18 protein-coding genes are annotated in these 19,104 nt (G+C 56.4%); 9 read left to right on the top strand and 9 right to left on the bottom strand.

The genetic code is table 11. The annotated features are described in order from the left end of the window. Window positions 1-2: 2 nt before the first annotated feature. The gene (gene gpmM / locus RT644_RS13060; protein WP_020455734.1) at window positions 3-1,550 is read right to left on the bottom strand and encodes a 2,3-bisphosphoglycerate-independent phosphoglycerate mutase; all 1,548 of its coding nucleotides are present in this window, start codon (window positions 1,548-1,550) and stop codon (window positions 3-5) included. A gap of 245 nt (window positions 1,551-1,795) precedes the next feature. On the opposite strand from gpmM, the gene RT644_RS13055 reads away from it, so the two are divergent. The 5 genes from RT644_RS13055 (at window position 1,796) to cysE (ending at window position 4,933) form a co-directional block, all read left to right on the top strand. After that, entirely contained in the window at window positions 1,796-2,227 is a 432-nt protein-coding gene (locus tag RT644_RS13055; RefSeq protein ID WP_017458191.1) for a rhodanese-like domain-containing protein, read from the top strand. A gap of 31 nt (window positions 2,228-2,258) precedes the next feature. After that, on the top strand, window positions 2,259-2,510 hold the full coding sequence (gene grxC, locus RT644_RS13050; protein WP_020455733.1) for a glutaredoxin 3: 252 nt from the start codon (window positions 2,259-2,261) through the stop codon (window positions 2,508-2,510). Between the two features lie 39 nt (window positions 2,511-2,549). Further along, window positions 2,550-3,017, top strand: coding sequence for a protein-export chaperone SecB (gene secB, locus RT644_RS13045; protein WP_017458193.1), 468 nt, complete (start codon window positions 2,550-2,552; stop codon window positions 3,015-3,017). Further along, window positions 3,017-4,027: an NAD(P)H-dependent glycerol-3-phosphate dehydrogenase gene (gene gpsA, locus RT644_RS13040; RefSeq protein WP_017458194.1), complete on the top strand. Its 1,011-nt coding sequence runs from the start codon at window positions 3,017-3,019 to the stop codon at window positions 4,025-4,027. The genes secB and gpsA overlap by 1 nt, the downstream gene beginning before the upstream one ends. 84 nt (window positions 4,028-4,111) lie before the next feature. Continuing rightward, on the top strand, window positions 4,112-4,933 hold the full coding sequence (gene cysE, locus RT644_RS13035) for a serine O-acetyltransferase (protein ID WP_017458195.1): 822 nt from the start codon (window positions 4,112-4,114) through the stop codon (window positions 4,931-4,933). A 230-nt stretch (window positions 4,934-5,163) separates the two neighbouring features. Here cysE and trmL read toward each other — a convergent pair whose 3' ends face one another. From trmL to RT644_RS12995, 8 genes are all read right to left on the bottom strand, one after another. After that, a complete protein-coding gene (trmL, locus tag RT644_RS13030) occupies window positions 5,164-5,637 on the bottom strand; it encodes a tRNA (uridine(34)/cytosine(34)/5-carboxymethylaminomethyluridine(34)-2'-O)-methyltransferase TrmL (RefSeq protein ID WP_086872455.1) in 474 nt (157 codons plus the stop codon). A gap of 36 nt (window positions 5,638-5,673) precedes the next feature. Next, window positions 5,674-6,861 (bottom strand): FMN-dependent L-lactate dehydrogenase LldD, encoded by a 1,188-nt coding sequence (gene lldD / locus RT644_RS13025; RefSeq protein ID WP_020455731.1) that lies wholly within the window; start codon window positions 6,859-6,861, stop codon window positions 5,674-5,676. Then, on the bottom strand, window positions 6,858-7,634 hold the full coding sequence (gene lldR, locus RT644_RS13020) for a transcriptional regulator LldR (RefSeq protein WP_045507534.1): 777 nt from the start codon (window positions 7,632-7,634) through the stop codon (window positions 6,858-6,860). Before lldR ends, lldD begins: the two co-directional genes overlap by 4 nt. Further along, window positions 7,631-9,286 (bottom strand): L-lactate permease, encoded by a 1,656-nt coding sequence (lldP, locus tag RT644_RS13015; protein WP_020455729.1) that lies wholly within the window; start codon window positions 9,284-9,286, stop codon window positions 7,631-7,633. Before lldP ends, lldR begins: the two co-directional genes overlap by 4 nt. A 263-nt stretch (window positions 9,287-9,549) precedes the next feature. After that, the gene (locus RT644_RS13010) at window positions 9,550-9,912 is read right to left on the bottom strand and encodes a YibL family ribosome-associated protein (protein ID WP_313626945.1); all 363 of its coding nucleotides are present in this window, start codon (window positions 9,910-9,912) and stop codon (window positions 9,550-9,552) included. 55 nt (window positions 9,913-9,967) lie between these two features. After that, on the bottom strand, window positions 9,968-10,555 hold the full coding sequence (gene mtlR / locus RT644_RS13005) for a mannitol operon repressor MtlR (protein ID WP_044489524.1): 588 nt from the start codon (window positions 10,553-10,555) through the stop codon (window positions 9,968-9,970). Then, entirely contained in the window at window positions 10,555-11,703 is a 1,149-nt protein-coding gene (mtlD, locus tag RT644_RS13000; protein ID WP_313626944.1) for a mannitol-1-phosphate 5-dehydrogenase, read from the bottom strand. The genes mtlR and mtlD overlap by 1 nt, the downstream gene beginning before the upstream one ends. Before the next feature lie 107 nt (window positions 11,704-11,810). Beyond that, entirely contained in the window at window positions 11,811-13,721 is a 1,911-nt protein-coding gene (locus RT644_RS12995) for a PTS mannitol transporter subunit IICBA (RefSeq protein ID WP_020455725.1), read from the bottom strand. Between the two features lie 514 nt (window positions 13,722-14,235). On the opposite strand from RT644_RS12995, the gene RT644_RS12990 reads away from it, so the two are divergent. From RT644_RS12990 to RT644_RS12975, 4 genes are all read left to right on the top strand, one after another. After that, complete coding sequence (locus RT644_RS12990; protein WP_020455724.1) at window positions 14,236-14,844, top strand: glutathione S-transferase; 609 nt, start codon at window positions 14,236-14,238, stop codon at window positions 14,842-14,844. 91 nt (window positions 14,845-14,935) lie between these two features. Further along, window positions 14,936-16,312, top strand: coding sequence for an L-seryl-tRNA(Sec) selenium transferase (gene selA / locus RT644_RS12985; RefSeq protein ID WP_313626942.1), 1,377 nt, complete (start codon window positions 14,936-14,938; stop codon window positions 16,310-16,312). Next, window positions 16,309-18,153 carry a selenocysteine-specific translation elongation factor gene (selB, locus tag RT644_RS12980; protein ID WP_020455722.1) on the top strand — a complete coding sequence of 615 codons (1,845 nt, stop codon included), beginning with the start codon at window positions 16,309-16,311 and terminating at the stop codon, window positions 18,151-18,153. Before selA ends, selB begins: the two co-directional genes overlap by 4 nt. Before the next feature lie 353 nt (window positions 18,154-18,506). Further along, entirely contained in the window at window positions 18,507-18,980 is a 474-nt protein-coding gene (locus tag RT644_RS12975) for a 4Fe-4S dicluster domain-containing protein (protein WP_313626941.1), read from the top strand. The last annotated feature ends 124 nt before the right edge of the window (window positions 18,981-19,104 follow it).

Genomic DNA, 19,104 nt, shown 5'->3' with positions numbered 1-19,104 from the left:
GATTATTCCACGATGAACAGCGGCTTACCAGTCATCTCTTGCGGGATTTCCATGCCCATCAGCGTCAGCATAGTCGGCGCGATGTCGGAAAGTTTACCGCCGGAAACGGCTTTCAGCGCTTTGTCGCCAACATAGATCAGCGGCACCGGCAGGTTGGTATGCGCAGTGTGTGCCTGACCGGTTGACGGGTCACGCATCTGCTCGGCGTTACCGTGGTCGGCGGTGATCAGCATCTGGCCACCTACGGATTCCACCGCTTTGCTCACCTCTGCAACACAGTGATCCAGCGCTTCAACAGCGGCGACAGCAGCTTCAAACACGCCGGTATGACCGACCATATCACCGTTCGGGTAGTTACAAATAATGGTGTCGTACTTCCCGCTGGTGATCGCACCCACCAGTTTCTCGGTCAGCTCTGCGGAGCTCATTTCCGGTTGCAGATCGTAAGTCGCCACTTTCGGCGAGTTGATCAGAATGCGGTCTTCGCCCGGGAACGGCTCTTCTACGCCGCCGTTAAAGAAGAAGGTGACGTGGGCATATTTTTCCGTTTCGGAAATACGCAATTGAGTTTTGTTGTGCTTCGCCATCCACTCACCGAGCGTATTCGCCAGAGAAGCCGGTGGATAGGCGACGGCAGTTTTGATGTCGGCGGCATATTCGGTCAGCATAACGAAATCGCCCAGCTTAACCACTTTCTTACGTGCGAAACCGTCGAAGTCTGCGTTAACGAACGCGCGGGTAATTTCACGTGCGCGGTCGGCGCGGAAGTTCATGAAAATCAGCGCATCGCCATCTTCCATTGCCGCATCGGGCTGGCCTGCGGCGCGAATAACCGTCGCTTTTACAAACTCGTCATTTTCGTCGCGAGCGTAAGCCGCTTGCAGACCCGCAACGGCGCTATCAAAGGTGAACTCGCCTTTGGCCTCGGTCATCAGGTTGTAAGCTTGTTCCACGCGATCCCAGCGGTTGTCACGATCCATCGCATAGTAACGACCAATAATGCTCGCAACACGGCCTTTACCCAGCGCGGCGAACTTGTCTTCGAATTTTTTCAGCGAGGATTCAGCGCTGCGCGGCGGCGTGTCACGCCCATCGAGGAAAGCGTGCAGATAGATTTTTTCCGCACCGCGTTCTGCGGCCAGTTCCACCATCGCCATAATATGATCTTCATGGCTGTGCACGCCGCCTGCGGAGAGCAGACCCATAATGTGCACGGCTTTGCCAGCGGCAACCGCTTTGTCTACCGCACCGGCCAGTACCGGGTTGCTAAAGAACGTACGCTCTTTGATCTCTTTATCCAGGCGAGTCAGATCCTGGTAAACAATACGTCCTGCGCCCAGGTTAACGTGGCCGACTTCGGAGTTGCCCATCTGGCGATCCGGCAAGCCGACTTCGAGGCCTGACGCGTCAATCAGCGTATGCGGGCGGGTTGCCCACAGTTTGTCCATCACCGGGGTTTTAGCGTTGAAAATAGCGTTATCCTGCTGGTCTTCACGGTAGCCGTAGCCATCCAGAATCACCAGTACCATAGGTTTTTTAGAAACCGACATTGCGACAACCTCATGCTCAGAAGACAAAAAATTTGCGTAATTTTACTACAGCTGAATCGATAAAATAGCCGCAGAAGATCAAAGAAAGCGGCTGACCAGCCCCTTGTTTGCGCAGCGAGTCTTTATTTTTTTTGTAACACTCCGCAGAAAATGCATTCCGTCGCGCTGGCTGGCTGTATTTGCCCCACTGCGCAGGTATACTCCTTGCTGGTTTTTAATCACTAAGTCCGGAGTTGTAACCCCAGATGCAAGAAATTATGCAATTTATTGGCCGCAACCCAATCCTGTGTATCGCCTGGATTGCGTTGTTCGGTGCTGTGCTGTTTACCACTTTCAAGGGCATTGCGTCTAAAGTGAAAGTGATTTCTCGCGGCGAAGCTACGCGCCTCATTAATAAAGAAGATGCCGTGGTAGTGGACTTACGCCAGCGTGATGATTTCCGTAAAGGTCACATCGCAGGCGCGGTGAATTTGCTGCCAAACGAGATCAAAGCCAATAATGTAGGTGAGCTTGAAAAACACAAAAGCGCGCCGATTATCGTTGTTGATGGTACCGGCATGCAGGCCCAGACCCCGGCGAACGAGCTGGTGAAAGCTGGTTTCGAGAAGGTCTTTGTGCTGAAAGACGGTATCTCTGGCTGGATGGGCGAAAACCTGCCGTTAGTTCGCGGTAAATAATTTACCCACGGGTAAACATCGGAGAAGAGATATGGCCAATATTGAGATCTACACGAAAGCGACTTGCCCGTTTTGCCACCGCGCAAAAGCGCTGCTGAACAGCAAAGGTGTTGCTTTTGCTGAGCTGCCGATCGACGGTGATATGGTAAAACGCGAAGAGATGATTCAACGTAGTGGCCGTACGACGGTTCCGCAGATTTTTATTGATGCGCAGCACATTGGTGGCTGCGACGATTTATATGCGCTGGACGCGCGTGGCGGGCTGGATCCGCTGTTGCGTTAATGCTTTTAGAGCACTACAACACTTAAGGGTTATTCACTCATGTCTGAACAAAACAACACCGAAATGACTTTCCAGATTCAGCGTATCTACACGAAAGATATCTCTTTCGAAGCGCCGAATGCGCCACACATCTTCCAGAAAGAGTGGCAGCCGGAAGTGAAACTGGATCTCGACACCGCCTCCACCCAACTGGCGGAAGGTGTTTATGAAGTGGTTCTGCGCGTTACCGTGACCGCTTCTCTGGGCGAAGAAACTGGCTTCCTGTGCGAAGTACAGCAGGGCGGTATCTTCTCTATCGACGGTATCGAAGGAACGCAGATGGCGCACTGCCTGGGTGCATACTGCCCGAACATTCTGTTCCCGTATGCCCGCGAGTGCATCACCAGCCTGGTTTCCCGCGGTACTTTCCCGCAACTGAACCTTGCGCCAGTGAATTTTGATGCGCTGTTCATGAACTACCTGCAACAGCAGACTGGCGAAGGTGCCGAACAACATCAGGATGCCTGATGAACGCACTTAATGCTGCAATGACTGTGATCGGTGCCGGCTCTTACGGCACCGCTCTTGCCATCACGCTGGCAAGAAATGGCCACCCGGTTGTGCTGTGGGGCCATGACCCAAAACATATCGCGACCCTGCAACACGACCGTTGCAACGCCGCGTTCCTCCCCGATGTGCCTTTCCCCGACACGCTGCAATTAGAGAGCGATCTTGCCCGCGCGCTTTCCGCCAGCCGTAATATCCTGGTGGTGGTGCCAAGCCACGTCTTTGGCGATGTGCTGGCGCAAATCAAGCCGCTCATGCGCGATGATGCGCGTATCGTCTGGGCGACAAAAGGGCTGGAAGCCGAAACCGGGCGTCTGCTCGAAGAGGTGGCGCGCGAAGTGTTAGGCCCGGATATTCCGCTGGCGGTGATTTCCGGCCCGACATTTGCCAAAGAGCTGGCGGCGGGTCTGCCAACGGCGATTTCCCTCGCTTCTGCGGATCCCCAGTTCGCTGAGGATTTACAGCAGCTCCTTCACTGCGGCAAAAGTTTCCGCGTCTACAGCAACCCGGATTTCATCGGCGTGCAACTGGGCGGCGCGGTGAAAAACGTCATTGCGATTGGCGCGGGCATGTCCGACGGCATTGGCTTTGGTGCCAATGCGCGTACAGCGCTGATCACCCGTGGTTTGACCGAAATGTCACGTCTCGGTGCCGCGCTGGGTGCCGATCCTGCCACCTTTATGGGCATGGCGGGTTTAGGCGATTTAGTGCTGACTTGTACCGACAACCAGTCGCGCAACCGCCGCTTCGGCATGATGCTTGGCCAGGGCATGGACGTACAAAGCGCCCAGGATAAGATTGGCCAGGTGGTCGAAGGTTACCGCAATACCAAAGAAGTGCGCGCGCTGGCGCACCGGTTTGGCGTCGAAATGCCAATAACCGAGGAAATTTATCAGGTATTGTATTGCGGAAAAAATGCGCGCGAGGCAGCATTGACCCTATTAGGTCGTGCCCGCAAGGAAGAGCACTAACCCCTTAGTCGCAGGGACTCTTTTTGAACTCACGATAAGGCTGGCGCAGACCAGCCTGTCGTCTTATCACGTCTGGAGTAAGCAATGCCGTGTGAAGAACTGGATCTGGTCTGGAAAAATATCAAAGCCGAAGCCCGGGCACTGGCGGAGTGTGAGCCAATGCTGGCCAGTTTTTACCACGCGACATTACTCAAGCACGAAAACCTCGGCAGCGCACTGAGCTATATGCTGGCGAACAAGCTTGCCTCGCCGATTATGCCCGCGATAGCCATTCGTGAAGTCGTCGAAGAAGCCTATGCTGCCGACCCGGAAATGATCGCCTCCGCCGCCTGTGATATCCAGGCCGTGCGCACGCGCGACCCGGCGGTGGATAAATATTCCACGCCGCTACTCTATCTGAAAGGTTTCCACGCGCTACAGGCATACCGTATTGGGCACTGGCTGTGGACGCAGGGACGCGAGGCGCTGGCGATTTTCCTGCAAAACCAGGTGTCGGTCAGTTTCCAGGTCGATATTCACCCGGCGGCGCGAATTGGCCGTGGGATTATGCTCGACCACGCAACAGGCATCGTGGTGGGCGAAACGGCAGTCATTGAAGATGACGTGTCGATCCTGCAATCGGTCACGCTTGGCGGGACCGGCAAAACCAGCGGCGATCGCCATCCGAAAATCCGCGAAGGGGTGATGATTGGCGCGGGTGCCAAAATTCTCGGCAACATCGAAGTGGGCCGTGGGGCGAAAATTGGCGCGGGTTCGGTGGTATTGCAACCGGTGCCGCCGCATACCACGGCAGCAGGCGTGCCGGCGCGGATTGTCGGCAAACCGGAAAGCGACAAACCATCAATGGATATGGATCAGCATTTCAACGGGATCAACCACGGGTTCGAGTACGGCGACGGGATTTAATTGCGTGGCTATTTTACTCGCCAGTCTGAACCAGAGCCGTGCGCGAAACGCGACAGCGCGTTGAACATCCGCAGGAGGCGCGAAGCAAATAATCCCCAGGATTCTGTGTTCGCGCCGGTTTTCTTCGCTGCGCGTTTCGCCAGTAGCGCAGAAAAATAAATGCGTCCGTCATGACAGGCATCGCTATCCGCAGGTCGGATAACGTGTTGACGTCGCCCGTTAATTTCCCTTCAGCTACGCAGCACCGCGCCCGGGTAACCGAGCTGGCGCCAGGCTTCATACACCACCACCGATACGGCATTCGACAGGTTCATGCTGCGGCTGTCCGGCATCATCGGAATGCGGATTTTTTGCTCTGGCGGCAGTGCGTCAAGGATAGTCGCTGGCAGACCGCGCGTTTCCGGGCCAAACATCAAATAATCACCATCCTGGTAGCTCACCGCACTGTGTGCTGGCGTCCCTTTAGTTGTGAGGGCAAATAAGCGTTGCGGCTGTTCGGCTTCAACAAAGGCGGCGTAATCATGATGGCGCTTTACCGCAGCAAACTCATGGTAATCCAGCCCTGCGCGGCGCAGGCGCTTGTCGTCCCAGGTGAAGCCCATCGGTTCAATGATATGCAGACGAAAACCGGTATTGGCGCACAAACGGATGATATTCCCGGTATTTGGCGGGATTTCAGGTTCGAATAAAACGATGTTTAACATACTGCCCCCTTAATAGCGGGGGCAGGATAGCACTCTCTAGGCGGCGTCGCCATGTGACAACGGTGCCAGCCCGGCAGGTAACTGGTTCAGCCCCTGTACCAGCGAATCTTTGCTGATGTCGCGAATCGATTTCGCGCTGGTCAGCGTCATCGCCACGCGCATCTCTTTCTCAATCAGATCCAGCAGATTCGCCACGCCCTGGCGACCATGCGTTGCCAGCGCATACAGATACGCGCGGCCCAGCAGGACGGAATCTGCGCCAAGCGCCAGCATGCGCACCACATCCAGCCCGTTACGGATGCCGCTGTCGGCCAGGATGGTGATATCGCCTTTCACCGCATCGGCAATCGCCGGAAGCGCGCGGGCGGAAGAGAGCACACCGTCGAGCTGGCGGCCGCCGTGGTTAGAAACCACAATGCCGTCTGCGCCAAAACGTACCGCGTCGCGGGCATCTTCCGGGTCGAGGATCCCTTTGATCACCATCGGGCCATCCCAGAATTCGCGGATCCACTCCAGGTCTTTCCACGAAATCGACGGATCAAAATTCTTCGCCAGCCAGCCAATGTAATCCTCCAGCCCGGTCGGCTTGCCGAGATAGGCGGAGATATTCCCCAGATCGTGCGGGCGGCCATTAACGCCGACATCCCACGCCCACTGCGGATGCAGCACCGATTGCAGATAACGGCGCAGCGCCGCATTCGGGCCGCTCATACCGGAATGGGCATCGCGGTAGCGCGCGCCTGGGGTAGGCATATCCACGGTGAACACCAGCGTTGAGCAACCGGCGGCTTTCGCCCGCTCCAGCGCATTACGCATAAAGCCGCGATCGCGCAGCACATATAACTGGAACCACATCGGGCGCTTAATTGTCGGCGCAACCTCTTCAATCGGACAGACGGACACTGTCGAGAGCGTAAAAGGAATGCCTTTCGCATCCGCCGCGCCCGCCGCCTGCACTTCACCGCGCCGGGCGTACATGCCGCACAAGCCAACCGGGGCCAGCGCCACCGGCATTGATAACTTTTCATTAAATAACGTGGTTTCGAGGCTCAGTTCAGACATGTCTTTCAGCACCCGCTGGCGCAGCGCCACCTGGGACAGGTCTTCAACGTTGCGGCGCAGGGTGTATTCGGCATACGCGCCGCCATCGATATAGTGAAACAAGAACGGCGGCAAAATGCGTTTAGCCGCCGCGCGATAGTCGCTGGCTGCGGAAATAATCATGCTTTTTTCTCCCTGGAGTGAATGTGCTGCTCGTCGGGCAGGCGGGTGATGCGTGCCTGGCGGGCCTGATCTTCATCGAATTTGCGAATAGTGGTATGCACGAAGCCGAGATGCGCCATCATCGCCTGGCGCGCGCCATCGGCGTCTCCGGCAAGAATGGCGTTCATCACCGCCTGGTGCTGTTCGGTCAGTTGTGAAAACACTGGCGGAACGAGGTACATACGCTGGCGGCTCTGTTTTACCGAGGATTGCAGCAGGTCGAAGAACCCGCGCATGGTTTGCAATAACACCACGTTATGCGAAGCCTCGGCGATGGCGAGATGGAAACGCACATCGGCCTGCGAGGCGAGATCCGGGTCGTCGGATTGTGTGGCTTCAAAGCACAGCACAATTTTCTCTTTATCGGCCTCGGTGGCGCGCATCGCCGCGTGCCAGGCGGTACTGGCTTCAATGGCGTGGCGCGCTTCAAGAATATCGAAACTGTAATCCGGGTCATCATGCAGCAGCGTTTTCAGCGGCTGGACGATGTTTTGCTCCGACCAGTCGTCATGCTGCCAGCGCACAAACGTACCGCCGCCGCGACGGCTGAGCAGCAGGCCTTCGCTGACCAGTTTTGATAACGCTTCACGCAACGAGTTGCGCGACACGCCAAGCTGTACGGCGAGCTGGCGCTCTGCGGGCAATTTCATGCCCGCTTCCAGTTGTTGTTCAGCAATCAGCGCCCGCACACGATCGGCAACCTCGTCTGTCAGGCGTCTGGGTAACACTTTCATGGGATCATCCAGGTCAGAACATAGGCCTGAAGTGTAGTAATCACCCCCACCATGCAGGTGAAAATCAGGCTGTGTTTAACAGTAAAACGGAACAGGTCGGACTCTTTGCCCACCAGCCCCACCGCCGCACAGGCAATGGCGATCGACTGCGGCGAAATCATCTTGCCGGTAACGCCACCCGTGGTATTCGCCGCCACCATCAGCACATCCGACACACCAATTTGCTGCGCCGCCGTGGCTTGCAGCGCCGCGAAGAGCGCGTTGGAAGAGGTATCTGAACCGGTCAGGAAGACGCCCAGCCAGCCGAGGAATGGCGAGAAGAAGGGGAAGGCACTGCCGGTGTGCGCCAGTGCCAGTGCCAGCGTCGATGACAGCCCGGAGTAGTTAGAGATAAAGGCGAAGGCCAGCACCATACCAATCGAGTAAATCGGCAGCGCCAGATCGCGCAGCGTGCTGGTAAAGGTCGTGACGGCATCTTTCGGCTTCATGCGTAGCCAGATAATCGACAAAATAGCGGCAAACAGAATGGCGGTGCCAGTGGCGGAGAACCAGTCAAATTTATATACCGCAGCGTAAGGCGTGGCGGCGCTCACCACCGGCGGCATACGCGCGACCAGCTTGTCGAGGTGCGGTACAGAAAGGGTCAATACCCAGTCATACAGTGCACCACCAGGGGCGAACAGCGCCTTAAACGGCGGCACGCTCCACAGCGTCACGGTAGCGGTCAAAAACAGGAACGGTGACCAGGCGCGCAGGATCTGCCCGCCGCTGTATTGGGTGCGTTTTAAATCGAGATCCACCTGCGATGCGCCCATATCGCCGAAGCGGAAGATGCGCACCGGACGCCAGCGTTTGAGGAACAACGTCAGGCAGACCAGCGAAACCAGCGATGAGATGATGTCCGGCAGTTCCGGGCCGATAAAGTTGGAGCTCAGATACTGGGCGATAGCAAACGAGCCACCCGCGACAATCACCGCCGGCCAGGTCTCTTTAATGCCGCGCCAGCCGTCCATAATCGCCATGATCCAGAACAGCACGATAATGGTCAGGAACGGTAACTGGCGGCCAACCATCTGGCCGATTTCAAAACTGTCCAGCCCGGTAACCTGTCCGGCAACCAGGATTGGAATACCCATTGCGCCAAAGGCGACCGGCGCGGTGTTGACGATCAGACACAAGCCCGCGGCATACAGCGGGTTAAAACCTAAGCCCACCAGCAACGCGGCGGTAATGGCGACCGGCGCGCCAAAGCCCGCTGCCCCTTCCAGAAACGCGCCGAAAGAAAAGCCGACAATCAGCATTTGCAGGCGCTGGTCGGGGGTAATCGACAAAATCGAAGACCGGATAATGTCGAACTGCCCGGTTTTGACCGAGATTTTGTAGACAAAAACGGCGGCGATAATGATCCACGCAATCGGCCATAGTCCGTAAAAGAAGCCATAAACCACCGAGGCCAGCGCGTGATCAAGCGGCATATGGTAAAACATCAGCGCCACGCCAAGGGCGATAACGACAGTCCAACTGGCGGCCACATAGCCTTTCAGTTTGAGCTTTATCAGCGCAAAAAAGAAAAACAGGATCGGTAGCGATGCAATTAAGCTGGAAAGCCAAAGGTTGCCAGCCGGGTCGTAATTCTGTTGCCAGAGATTCATGCAGGTCTCCTGAGAACCACAACAAAACCGGCGAGCGGCAAGTCTGCGCTTAGCTCTGCGTCACATGTTCTGTAAAAGTGGTCCTGCCAGTTGGGTTGTGTAGGGGTTGTGATAACGAATGGTTATCCAGATGTTGCTGGCAAGCAATATATCTGTGACGGGATTTGATGGATTTGTGAACCAGGGAGAGGAACAGCAGGAATTGGTAGGGCCAATTAAACAGCCCTGGCGCTAGCGTGTGGCCAGGGCTGTTAAAGAAAGGATCAGAACTCGCTGTTGGCGAAGCCGGTCATTGCATCAAGACCCATTTCGCGGCCCAGCGCAGTCATCGGGTGTACGACCACCAGACCACGGATGCTTTTCTTCAGCTTGCCGAGGTCGGCCTGCTCTTTTTTGCTGATGGCGCGGCGAAACGGCATTTTCATCAGTTTCTGCGCTTCTTTGCTCAGCTTTTGCGTGTACTGCTCACGCAGACGGGCGATTTCGCTTTCCAGCGTGGTTTTCTCTTTTTCCAGTTCCGCGTATTTTTCTGCTGCGTCAACTAAGGAGAGATCCGCCTGCTGGTGGCGAATCGCGTCGAGGCGGTCGCTCAGACGCTTGATTTCGTTTTTTTCGACTTCTTTCATGGGACTCAATTCGTTGGGGAGTAAAACGATAAGGATACAGTATTTATGGCGCAGGTTATTTCTGGAATGCTTTTTTTAAGCTGATACGGGAAATAAGCTCGGTCAGAGAGAGCACCATGGTTGAACGCACGACTTGCTGGTAGCGCTGTTTTTGCATGGCTAAAAGCCTGGCGTCACTGGTATCAAACACCGGCGTTGGCGGCAGGGCGGCAACACAGTGCAGCTCACCAAATGGCCCGAGGATCTCATCATCGGTAAATGCGTACTCTGTGCCATCGTGGTTAAGCTCTTCACGCAGCGCCATCAACAGCTCTGCGTCTTCGTATTCCGGGCGGGAAATGACACCCAGACCGTAAATCAACTTTAAACGCACGGACAAATTGCCCAGCGGTCCATCTCCGTCAAGCAGCGGCTCTACAGCGTATTTCACCGCGTAGTCATCTTTGCGAAATACCTGCAACACCAGAATATTGATAGCTTCGTTGAGTAACTCAACGGCGGCGATCAAAAAGCTTCGCACGGTTTTGCCAGCATTCAGACGCTCGAGAACACGGTTTTCGAAAGCCTGCGTTTTTTCCATTATTGCCTGCATATCTGACAATTTCGTTAACTGGCGCGGGATCTCCCGCGCCATCGTCGGCATCATGCCATGGCGTTATAGGCGCTGACGGCTTCGTTAACGACCGGACTGTGAGCATCCAGGCCGGAAACCTGCGCCAGCGCGGCTTGCGGGCCTTTCTCTTCGATAAGCTGAGCCAGCTCCTGCGCCTGCGGATCCTGCTCGCTGCGGTAATGCATGGCAGCGGCAATGCCTTTCACCAGGTTGGCGTGCGGCAGGTTGTACTCCAGCGTGCCGAGCAGGGGTTTGATCAGGCGATCGCCCGCGCTCAGTTTACGCAGCGGTTGACGACCAACGCGCTCAACATCGTCTTTCAGATAGGGGTTTTCAAAACGGCCCAGGATTTTCTGAATGTACGCAGCATGCTTGTCGGCATCGAAGCCATAACGTTTGATCAGCACCGCGCCGCTCTCTTCCATTGCGCCTTTCACAACCGCACGGATATTGGCATCCAGAATTGCGTCGCGAATGGTTTGATGGCCGGTCTGTTTTCCAAGGTACGCGGTTATAGCATGCCCGGTATTCAGCGTGAAGAGCTTACGTTCAACAAATGCCATCAGGTTATCAGTTAATTCCATACCCGGAATGTTCGGCAGCGCGCCCTTGAACTGGGTTTTATCGACAATCCACTCGCTGAAGGTTTCAACCGTTACTTCCAGCGGATCGTTAGTCGCGGATGCCGACGGCGGAACAATACGGTCAACGGCGGAATCTACGAAGCCAACGTGTTCTTCAACCCAGGCTTTGTCGGCGTCCGCCAGTGCGTTGATGACATGCCCTTTCAACTGCGTGGTGCCGCGCACCATATTTTCACAAGCGATAATGTTCAGCGGTGTGTTAATGCCCTGCGCTTTACGTTTTGCCAGGCCTTTGGCGATAGCCGGGGCGATGCGTTCCAGCACCACCGGGCCGACCGCCGTGGTCACCAGATCAACGTGTGCAATCAGGTCGACAACTTCGTCGCCAATGCTGCTCACGGCGTTAACGCCGGAGACGGTATCGACCTGCTCTTTTTCACCAACCACATGCACCTGATAGCTATGACGGGCATTAAGGGCGTCGAGCACCACCTGATTCACATCGGCGAACGTCAGTTCAATCCCCGCGTCGGCGAGCAACTTGCCGATAAAGCCACGTCCGATATTACCTGCGCCAAAATGTAATGCTTTCATAGTCTTAACCTTTATCAATGTTTTTACCCGAGAGGGCTGGGGTGAGGAACCGCAAATATTTCCCCTCACCCTAGCCCTCTCCCCGTGGGGAGAGGGAGGAAAACCGATTACTTGCCGAGCAGTGCCAGCACTTCTTCAACGCTGGTGGTGTGCGCCAGACGCTGAATCACGGTCTCGTCATCCAGCGCGTTAGTGAGGCTGGTGATGACCTGGATGTGCTCATTGTTACGTGCCGCGATGCCGATCACCAGACGGGCGATGTCATCTTCGTCTTCACCGAAGCGAACACCTTCCGGGTACTGGCAGAACACCACGCCAGTTTTCAGTACGCGATCTTTCGCTTCCACTGTGCCGTGCGGTACCGCGATGGACTCACCCAGATAGGTCGGGGTCAGTTTTTCGCGTTCCAGCATCGCATCAACATATTCCGGCTGAACGTAGCCGCCTTTCACCAGTTGCTCACCGGCAAAACGGATGGCTTCTTCTTTAGTGCTCGCCGTGCGGCCAAGGAAGATGTTATCCGCGCTCAACTTGAACAGGTTGCTGTCAGGCGCATCAAAGCTGTCCTGCAGGCTGCTGGTCACTTTGGCTTCGTTGTCCGTATGGCGCTGAGCAGCAACCAGACGTTCGGTCAGGCTGGTGTACAGGCCGCTGTCGAGGAAGTTGGTCAGCGAAATATGCTGCGCCTGCGGCGCCTGGCGCATTGCGCGTTCGGTCAGATCGCGGTGCGTAATCACCAGGTCAACGTCAGACGGCAGGCTATTAATCGCGCTGTTGGTGACAGAGATGTTGCTCAGACCCGCATCCTGCACTTTCTTACGCAGCACGCCCGCGCCCATGGCGCTGGAACCCATACCGGCGTCACATGCGACGATGATTTTACGCACGTGGCTCAGGTCGTTGGTCACGTCGCCAGCCGCCAGCGGGGTTGCGCCTTTAGACTGTGCTTTCATGTCCTGCATACGACGGGTTGCCGCTTCGATGTCTTCGTCTTCTTCTTTCACTTTGCTGGTTTTCAGCAGGATAGAAGAGATAACGAAAGAGACAATCAGGGCAGCAAAGATTGCCGTCAGGTTCGCGAAGTACGCGCCTTTTGGCGTCATCGCCAGCACCGCCAGGATGGAACCCGGAGAAGCCGGAGAGACCAGACCGCCGTTCAGTACGCTCAGGGTGAACACGCCAGTCATACCACCGAGGATTACGGCAAGCAGCAGACGCGGGTTCATCAGCACATACGGGAAGTAAATTTCGTGGATACCACCCAGGAAGTGGATGATAGCCGCGCCGCCAGCAGACTGTTTAGCGCTGCCGCGACCAAAGAACATATACGCCAGCAGTACGCCCATACCCGGACCCGGGTTCGCTTCGATCAGGAAGAAGATGGACTTGCCGAGTTCATGCGATTGCTGAATACCCAGCGGCGAGAAGATACCGTGGTTGATGGCGTTGTTGAGGAACAGGATTTTCGCCGGTTCAACAAAGATAGACGCCAGCGGCAGCATTTCGTGCGCCACCATGAAGTTAACGCCGGCCGCCAGAATTTTGGACAGCACTTCAACCGCAGGGCCAATGCCGAGGAACGCCAGAATGGCGAGGATCATACCGATGATGCCAGCGGAGAAGTTATTCACCAGCATTTCGAAACCGGATTTGATCTTACCGTCGACCCAGCTATCAAAGTGTTTAATCGCCCAGCCGCCCAGCGGACCTGCGATCATCGCGCCGAGGAACATCGGCATATCCGCACCAACGATAACGCCCATGGTGGTGATCGCGCCGACAACGCCGCCACGATCGCCGCCCACCAGACGACCACCGGTGTAACCGATGAGCAGCGGCAGCAGATAAGTAATCATTGGGCCAACGAGTTTCGCCAGCGTCTCGTTAGGCAACCACCCTGTAGGAATAAACAATGCGGTGATGATCCCCCACGCGATGAACGCGCCGATGTTCGGCATCACCATATTGCTGAGAAAACGACCAAAGCTTTGCACCTTGATCTTGATATCGGATGACATAAAACACCCCTTCTTATGTTTGCTATCGCACAGGCCGGAAGCCCGAGGTTTGTTGTTAACGTGGCGGCAGAGGTAGCCGGACCTGGGTTATCTGTGAGGCGAAATCTCGCACCGAATCACGTGACTGTCCAGATGGTGGGTTTTTATGTGATTCAGATCACACTAAAGCAGGGGGTATGCCACCATTTAGTGTGATATTCATCACATAAAATCAGTGTAAAAAAAGAACAAAGCGCAAAATCTGGACGTTATGAGCCTGTAAGTGTGATGTTATTCACATTTTATGCTCGACGGTTTGTTATGTATTTGTGATATAGATCACAAGATATTTTCGTCAGGACTTTTCCGAATGTGATCGCCAGCAAACTGTGTTTTTGACGACCAGCAGAACCTGTAACTTCCTTTCACAGCCTGCGGCAATACGTACGTTAGCGGCAGAAGTTTTCATCCTGATGAAACATTCTGCGCCCGCTCGTTCATACTTAGGTTTTTGTTGGCGGAAACGGAGAAGGCAATGAAACTGATCGGCAGCTATACCAGCCCTTTTGTACGTAAAATATCGGTGATCCTGCTGGAAAAGGGCATCACCTTCGAATTTATCAATGAACAGCCTTACAACGCCGTTAATAGCGTGGCGCAGTACAACCCGCTTGGCAAAGTTCCGGCGCTGGTAACCGATGATGGCGAAGTGTGGTACGACTCGCCGATCATCGCGGAATACATTGATTTACTGAATATCGCTCCGGCCATGCTGCCCACCGATCGCAAAGCGGCATTGAAAATTCGCCAACTCGAAGCGCTGGCCGATGGCATTATGGATGCGGCGCTGGTCTCGGTTCGCGAGCTGGCGCGCCCGGTCGAACAGCAGTCGGAGACTGAACTGTTACGCCAGCGGGAAAAGGTTTCGCGCGGGCTGGATGCGCTGGAAAACTATCTTAAAGATGGCACGCTGGGCGTGGACGACCTGAATCTGGCGACAGTGGCAATTGCCTGCGCCATTAGTTATCTCAATTTCCGCCATGTTTCACCCGGCTGGTGTGTTGATCGTCCACTGCTGGTAAAGCTGGTGGAAAATCTGTTCCAGCGCGAGAGTTTCGCCCGCACCGAACCGCCGAAGGCTTGATAAGCATGATGTTCGCCTGAGCAAGTCACTGTACAATCCCCTCACGTCAAACCCCCTGACGGGAGGGGGCAACTCATAGCCAGGCCTTTTCATGACAACTCTTTACAGCCAGATCCCTTCGACCGATCGCCTGTTACGTGACGAGGCGTTCGCCACTTTATTAGCCACTTTCGGCCACAGTCGCGTGGCGCAAACGCTGCGTCAGCTTCAGGACGAGGCGCGCGCGCAGATCCGTGAAGCACAAACGTTACCTGCCTGGTGCTCCGACTGGGCAGCGGCGGCGCAACAGCGGCTGGAACAGCGCGACAGCAGCGCGCTGCGCCCGGTGTTTAACCTGAGCGGTACGGTGCTGCACACGAATTTAGGCCGCGCGGTACAAGCGCAGGCCGCTATTGATGCCGTCGCGCAGGTAATGGGCTCGCCGGTGACGCTCGAATATGATCTCGACGGCGCGGGGCGTGGTCATCGCGATCGCGCCCTGGCCGATCTTCTCTGTGAGCTTACCGGCGCGGAAGACGCCTGTATCGTTAATAACAATGCCGCAGCGGTGTTGCTGATGCTGGCGGCCACGGCGGCTGGCCGCGAAGTGGTGGTGTCGCGCGGCGAACTGGTGGAAATTGGTGGTGCGTTTCGCATTCCGGACGTGATGCGCCAGGCGGGCTGTGTACTGCACGAAGTCGGCACCACCAACCGCACGCATGCGAAAGACTATCGCCAGGCGATTAACGACAGCACCGCGCTGCTGATGAAAGTCCACACCAGTAATTATCATATCGAAGGCTTTACCAAAGCGGTGGATGAAGCGGAGCTGGTGGCGCTGGGCGAAGAGCATGCGCTACCGGTGATTGTCGATCTCGGCAGTGGTTCGCTGGTCGATTTAAGCCGCTACGGTTTGCCGCAGGAACCGATGCCGCAAACGCTGATTGCCGCTGGTGTCAGCCTGGTGAGTTTCTCCGGCGATAAGCTGCTCGGCGGTCCGCAGGCGGGCATTATCGTGGGCAAAAAAGCGTTGGTTGAGCAGTTGCAGCAACATCCGTTAAAACGCGCGCTGCGGGCGGATAAAATGACGCTGGCGGCGCTGGAGGCGACGTTACGCCTCTATCTGCACCCGGAAAAACTCGCTGAGAGCCTGCCGACGCTGCGTTACTTAACCCGCCCGGAGGCGGAAATTCGCGAGCAGGCGCAGCGCTTATGCACGGCGTTGACGGCGCGTTATCACAAATTTGATCTGCGCGTGGAAGCCTGCCTGTCACAAATTGGCAGCGGTTCGCTGCCGGTTGACAGGTTGCCGGGTGCGGCGCTGACGTTTACTCCGCGCGATGGCAGCGGCCGTCGTGTGGAGGCGCTGGCCGCGCAGTGGCGGGCGCTGCCGCAGCCGGTGATTGGCCGTATTTACGATGGTCGCCTGTGGCTGGACTGTCGCTGTGTTGATGATGAATCCCGCTTGCTGGAGATGTTGCTGAAATGATTATTGCCACTGCCGGGCACGTCGACCACGGCAAAACCACCCTGATTGAAGCCATTACGGGCGTGAATGCCGATCGCCTGCCGGAAGAGAAAAAACGTGGCATGACCATCGATCTCGGTTATGCCTACTGGCCGCAGCCGGATGGCCGCGTGCCGGGTTTTATTGATGTGCCAGGACATGAAAAATTCCTCTCTAATATGCTGGCGGGCGTTGGCGGCATTGACCACGCCCTGCTGGTGGTGGCGTGTGACGATGGCGTGATGGCGCAGACGCGTGAGCATCTGGCGATTTTACAACTGACCGGCAACCCGGCGCTGACGGTAGCGCTAACGAAGGCCGATCGCGTGGATGAGGCACGCATTGCCGACGTGCGCGCGGAAGTACAAAACACGCTCCAGGCCTTTGGTTACCCACAGGCGACGCTGTTTGTCACCGCCGCCACGGAACAGCGCGGCATTGCTGAGCTGCGTGAACATCTGTTGCAGTTGCCAGAACGCGCCCATCCTGAGCATCAGCGTTTCCGCCTGGCGCTCGATCGTGCTTTCACGGTGAAAGGTGCGGGGTTGGTGGTAACGGGAACGGCGCTTTCCGGCGATGTCCGCGTAGGCGATACGCTGTGGCTGACCGGGGCGAATACACCGATGCGCGTGCGTGGGTTACATGCGCAGAATCAACCAGTTGAACACGCTCATGCCGGGCAACGCATCGCGCTGAATATTGCCGGTGATGCGGAAAAAGAGGCGCTCAGCCGCGGTGACTGGCTGTTGTCGCAGCAGCCCGACGAACCGACTGAGCGGCTGATTGTCGCCCTGCAAACTCACGTTCCGCTGACGCAATGGCAGCCATTGCATATTCATCATGCCGCCAGCCATGTTACCGGGCGCGTGTCGCTGCTGGAAAATGGCCTTGCCGAACTGGTGCTCGATACGCCGCTGTGGCTGGCGGACAACGATCTGCTGGTGCTGCGCGATATCTCCGCGCGCACGACGCTTGCGGGGGCGCGCGTGGTGACGCTGAACTCGCCGCGTCGCGGTAAACGCAAGGCAGATTACCTGGCGTGGATTGGTGAACTGGCGCAGACCAAAGACGACGCCCAGGCGCTGGCCGTGCATTTATCGCGCGGAGCAGTGGATCTGCGCGCGTTTGGCTGGGCGCGCCAGTTAAGCAGCAGCGGGCTGGCGGCGTTACTCGATAACCCCGGTTTTATCCGGGCGGGTGATAACCTGCTTAATGCGCCAGTGGCGGCGCGCTGGCAGCGTAAGTTGCTGGACACGCTGGCGACTTACCATGAACAGCACCGCGAAGAGCCGGGTCCAGGGCGCGAACGCCTGCGACGTATGGCGCTGCCGATGGAAGATGAAGCGCTGGTATTAACGCTGATTGAACTGATGCGGGAGAGCGGCGATATCCACAGCCACCACGGCTGGCTGCACTTGCCGGAGCATAAAGCGGGTTTCAGCGACGAGCAGGCCCAGCTTTGGCAAAAAGTCTCACCGCTGTTTGGCGACGAACCCTGGTGGGTGCGGGATTTAGCCCGCGAAATCGGTGTGGATGAACAGGTGATGCGCGGCGTATTACGACAGGCGGCACAGCAGGGGCTGATTACGGCGATCGTCAAAGATCGTTATTACCGCAACGATCGCATTGTGACTTTTGCGAGCATGATCCGCGATCTTGATGAAGCGCGCGGTTCGACCAGCGCGGCGGATTTTCGCGATACGTTGAATGTGGGGCGCAAACTGGCGATTCAGATCCTGGAATATTTCGACCGCATTGGTTTTACCCGCCGCCGTGGCAATGACCACATCCTGCGCGACAAGGCGTTATTCCTCAAAGAGTGATCAACCCTCAGGCTGGCGATTTTTCGCCAGCCGCATCCCCCTCGCAAAAGCGCCTCACCGACAGGACGCGCCGATTATCACCTTCAATCATTCCCCCCGATCCCAACGGAAAATCTGACGTTAAGCGCAAGTAAGCCGATATCGGGGGCGAATTCTCTGGAACGTGATAAGCAGGTGCCAAGCACACTGGCGAACGTTTTCTGCGTACATTTAGCAACATTTTGAGCGCGTGATACAGATTGCCGGAAATGTTCAGGCAAATGACAAAACTGGCGGCTTTCCCGCTTGCGATCAAAGCATTGCGGCGGTTTTTTCTGGCACCCTTGTCGTTTTCGTGCCCGGTGGAGTGGGGAATGAACCGTTTTATTATCGCTGATGCGGCCAAATGCATTGGCTGTCGCACCTGCGAAGTGGCGTGTGTGGTGTCGCATGAAGATAATCAGGACTGCTCGGGTGTGAAGCCCGCGACCTTTTCTGCACGCATCCGCGTGGTGAAAACAGGCGATTTCTCCACTGCCGTCACCTGCCATCATTGCGAAGACGCACCCTGCGCCAATGTCTGCCCGGTCGGTGCTATAGGTCGGGCCAATGGGGCGGTGCTGGTTGAGCAATCGCGCTGTATCGGCTGCAAAAGCTGCATGATTGCCTGCCCGTTTGGTGCCATGCAGGTGATGCGCGTTGAGAACCGGGCGCAGGCACTGAAATGCGATCTGTGCCAGCATCGCGAAAACGGCCCGGCCTGTGTCGAAGCCTGCCCGACCAACGCGCTGTGTTGCATAAACCCGGCACAACTTCGCGAGAACCGGCTACAAAGCCAGCTGCTCTAGCCAGCAAATCGGTGTGAATGACCAAAGCAGCGGAAAACCCGCCAACCGTAAAGAAAAGCTGCTGCCAGTTCTGCGCGCGTTAAATCCGCAGACGTCAGGCAAAGCAAACTCGGTACTAATGCGC

The sequence above is a fragment of the Kosakonia sp. genome (assembly GCF_032104925.1).
GTDB lineage: Bacteria > Pseudomonadota > Gammaproteobacteria > Enterobacterales > Enterobacteriaceae > Kosakonia.
Note: the sequence above shows the minus strand (reverse complement) of the source record. Positions and strands in the feature narration are given on the sequence as shown.

Coding starts and splice junctions, on each gene's coding strand:
- secB (WP_017458193.1), top strand. CDS start 2,550: ATGTCTGAACAAAACAACACCGAAATGACTTTCCAGATTCAGCGTATC.
- lldP (WP_020455729.1), bottom strand. CDS start 9,286: ATGAATCTCTGGCAACAGAATTACGACCCGGCTGGCAACCTTTGGCTT.
- mtlR (WP_044489524.1), bottom strand. CDS start 10,555: ATGCCGACGATGGCGCGGGAGATCCCGCGCCAGTTAACGAAATTGTCA.
- grxC (WP_020455733.1), top strand. CDS start 2,259: ATGGCCAATATTGAGATCTACACGAAAGCGACTTGCCCGTTTTGCCAC.
- RT644_RS12975 (WP_313626941.1), top strand. CDS start 18,507: ATGAACCGTTTTATTATCGCTGATGCGGCCAAATGCATTGGCTGTCGC.
- selA (WP_313626942.1), top strand. CDS start 14,936: ATGACAACTCTTTACAGCCAGATCCCTTCGACCGATCGCCTGTTACGT.
- selB (WP_020455722.1), top strand. CDS start 16,309: ATGATTATTGCCACTGCCGGGCACGTCGACCACGGCAAAACCACCCTG.
- cysE (WP_017458195.1), top strand. CDS start 4,112: ATGCCGTGTGAAGAACTGGATCTGGTCTGGAAAAATATCAAAGCCGAA.
- trmL (WP_086872455.1), bottom strand. CDS start 5,637: ATGTTAAACATCGTTTTATTCGAACCTGAAATCCCGCCAAATACCGGG.
- lldR (WP_045507534.1), bottom strand. CDS start 7,634: ATGAAAGTGTTACCCAGACGCCTGACAGACGAGGTTGCCGATCGTGTG.
- mtlD (WP_313626944.1), bottom strand. CDS start 11,703: ATGAAAGCATTACATTTTGGCGCAGGTAATATCGGACGTGGCTTTATC.
- gpmM (WP_020455734.1), bottom strand. CDS start 1,550: ATGTCGGTTTCTAAAAAACCTATGGTACTGGTGATTCTGGATGGCTAC.
- RT644_RS13010 (WP_313626945.1), bottom strand. CDS start 9,912: ATGAAAGAAGTCGAAAAAAACGAAATCAAGCGTCTGAGCGACCGCCTC.
- RT644_RS13055 (WP_017458191.1), top strand. CDS start 1,796: ATGCAAGAAATTATGCAATTTATTGGCCGCAACCCAATCCTGTGTATC.
- lldD (WP_020455731.1), bottom strand. CDS start 6,861: ATGATTATTTCCGCAGCCAGCGACTATCGCGCGGCGGCTAAACGCATT.
- RT644_RS12995 (WP_020455725.1), bottom strand. CDS start 13,721: ATGTCATCCGATATCAAGATCAAGGTGCAAAGCTTTGGTCGTTTTCTC.
- RT644_RS12990 (WP_020455724.1), top strand. CDS start 14,236: ATGAAACTGATCGGCAGCTATACCAGCCCTTTTGTACGTAAAATATCG.
- gpsA (WP_017458194.1), top strand. CDS start 3,017: ATGAACGCACTTAATGCTGCAATGACTGTGATCGGTGCCGGCTCTTAC.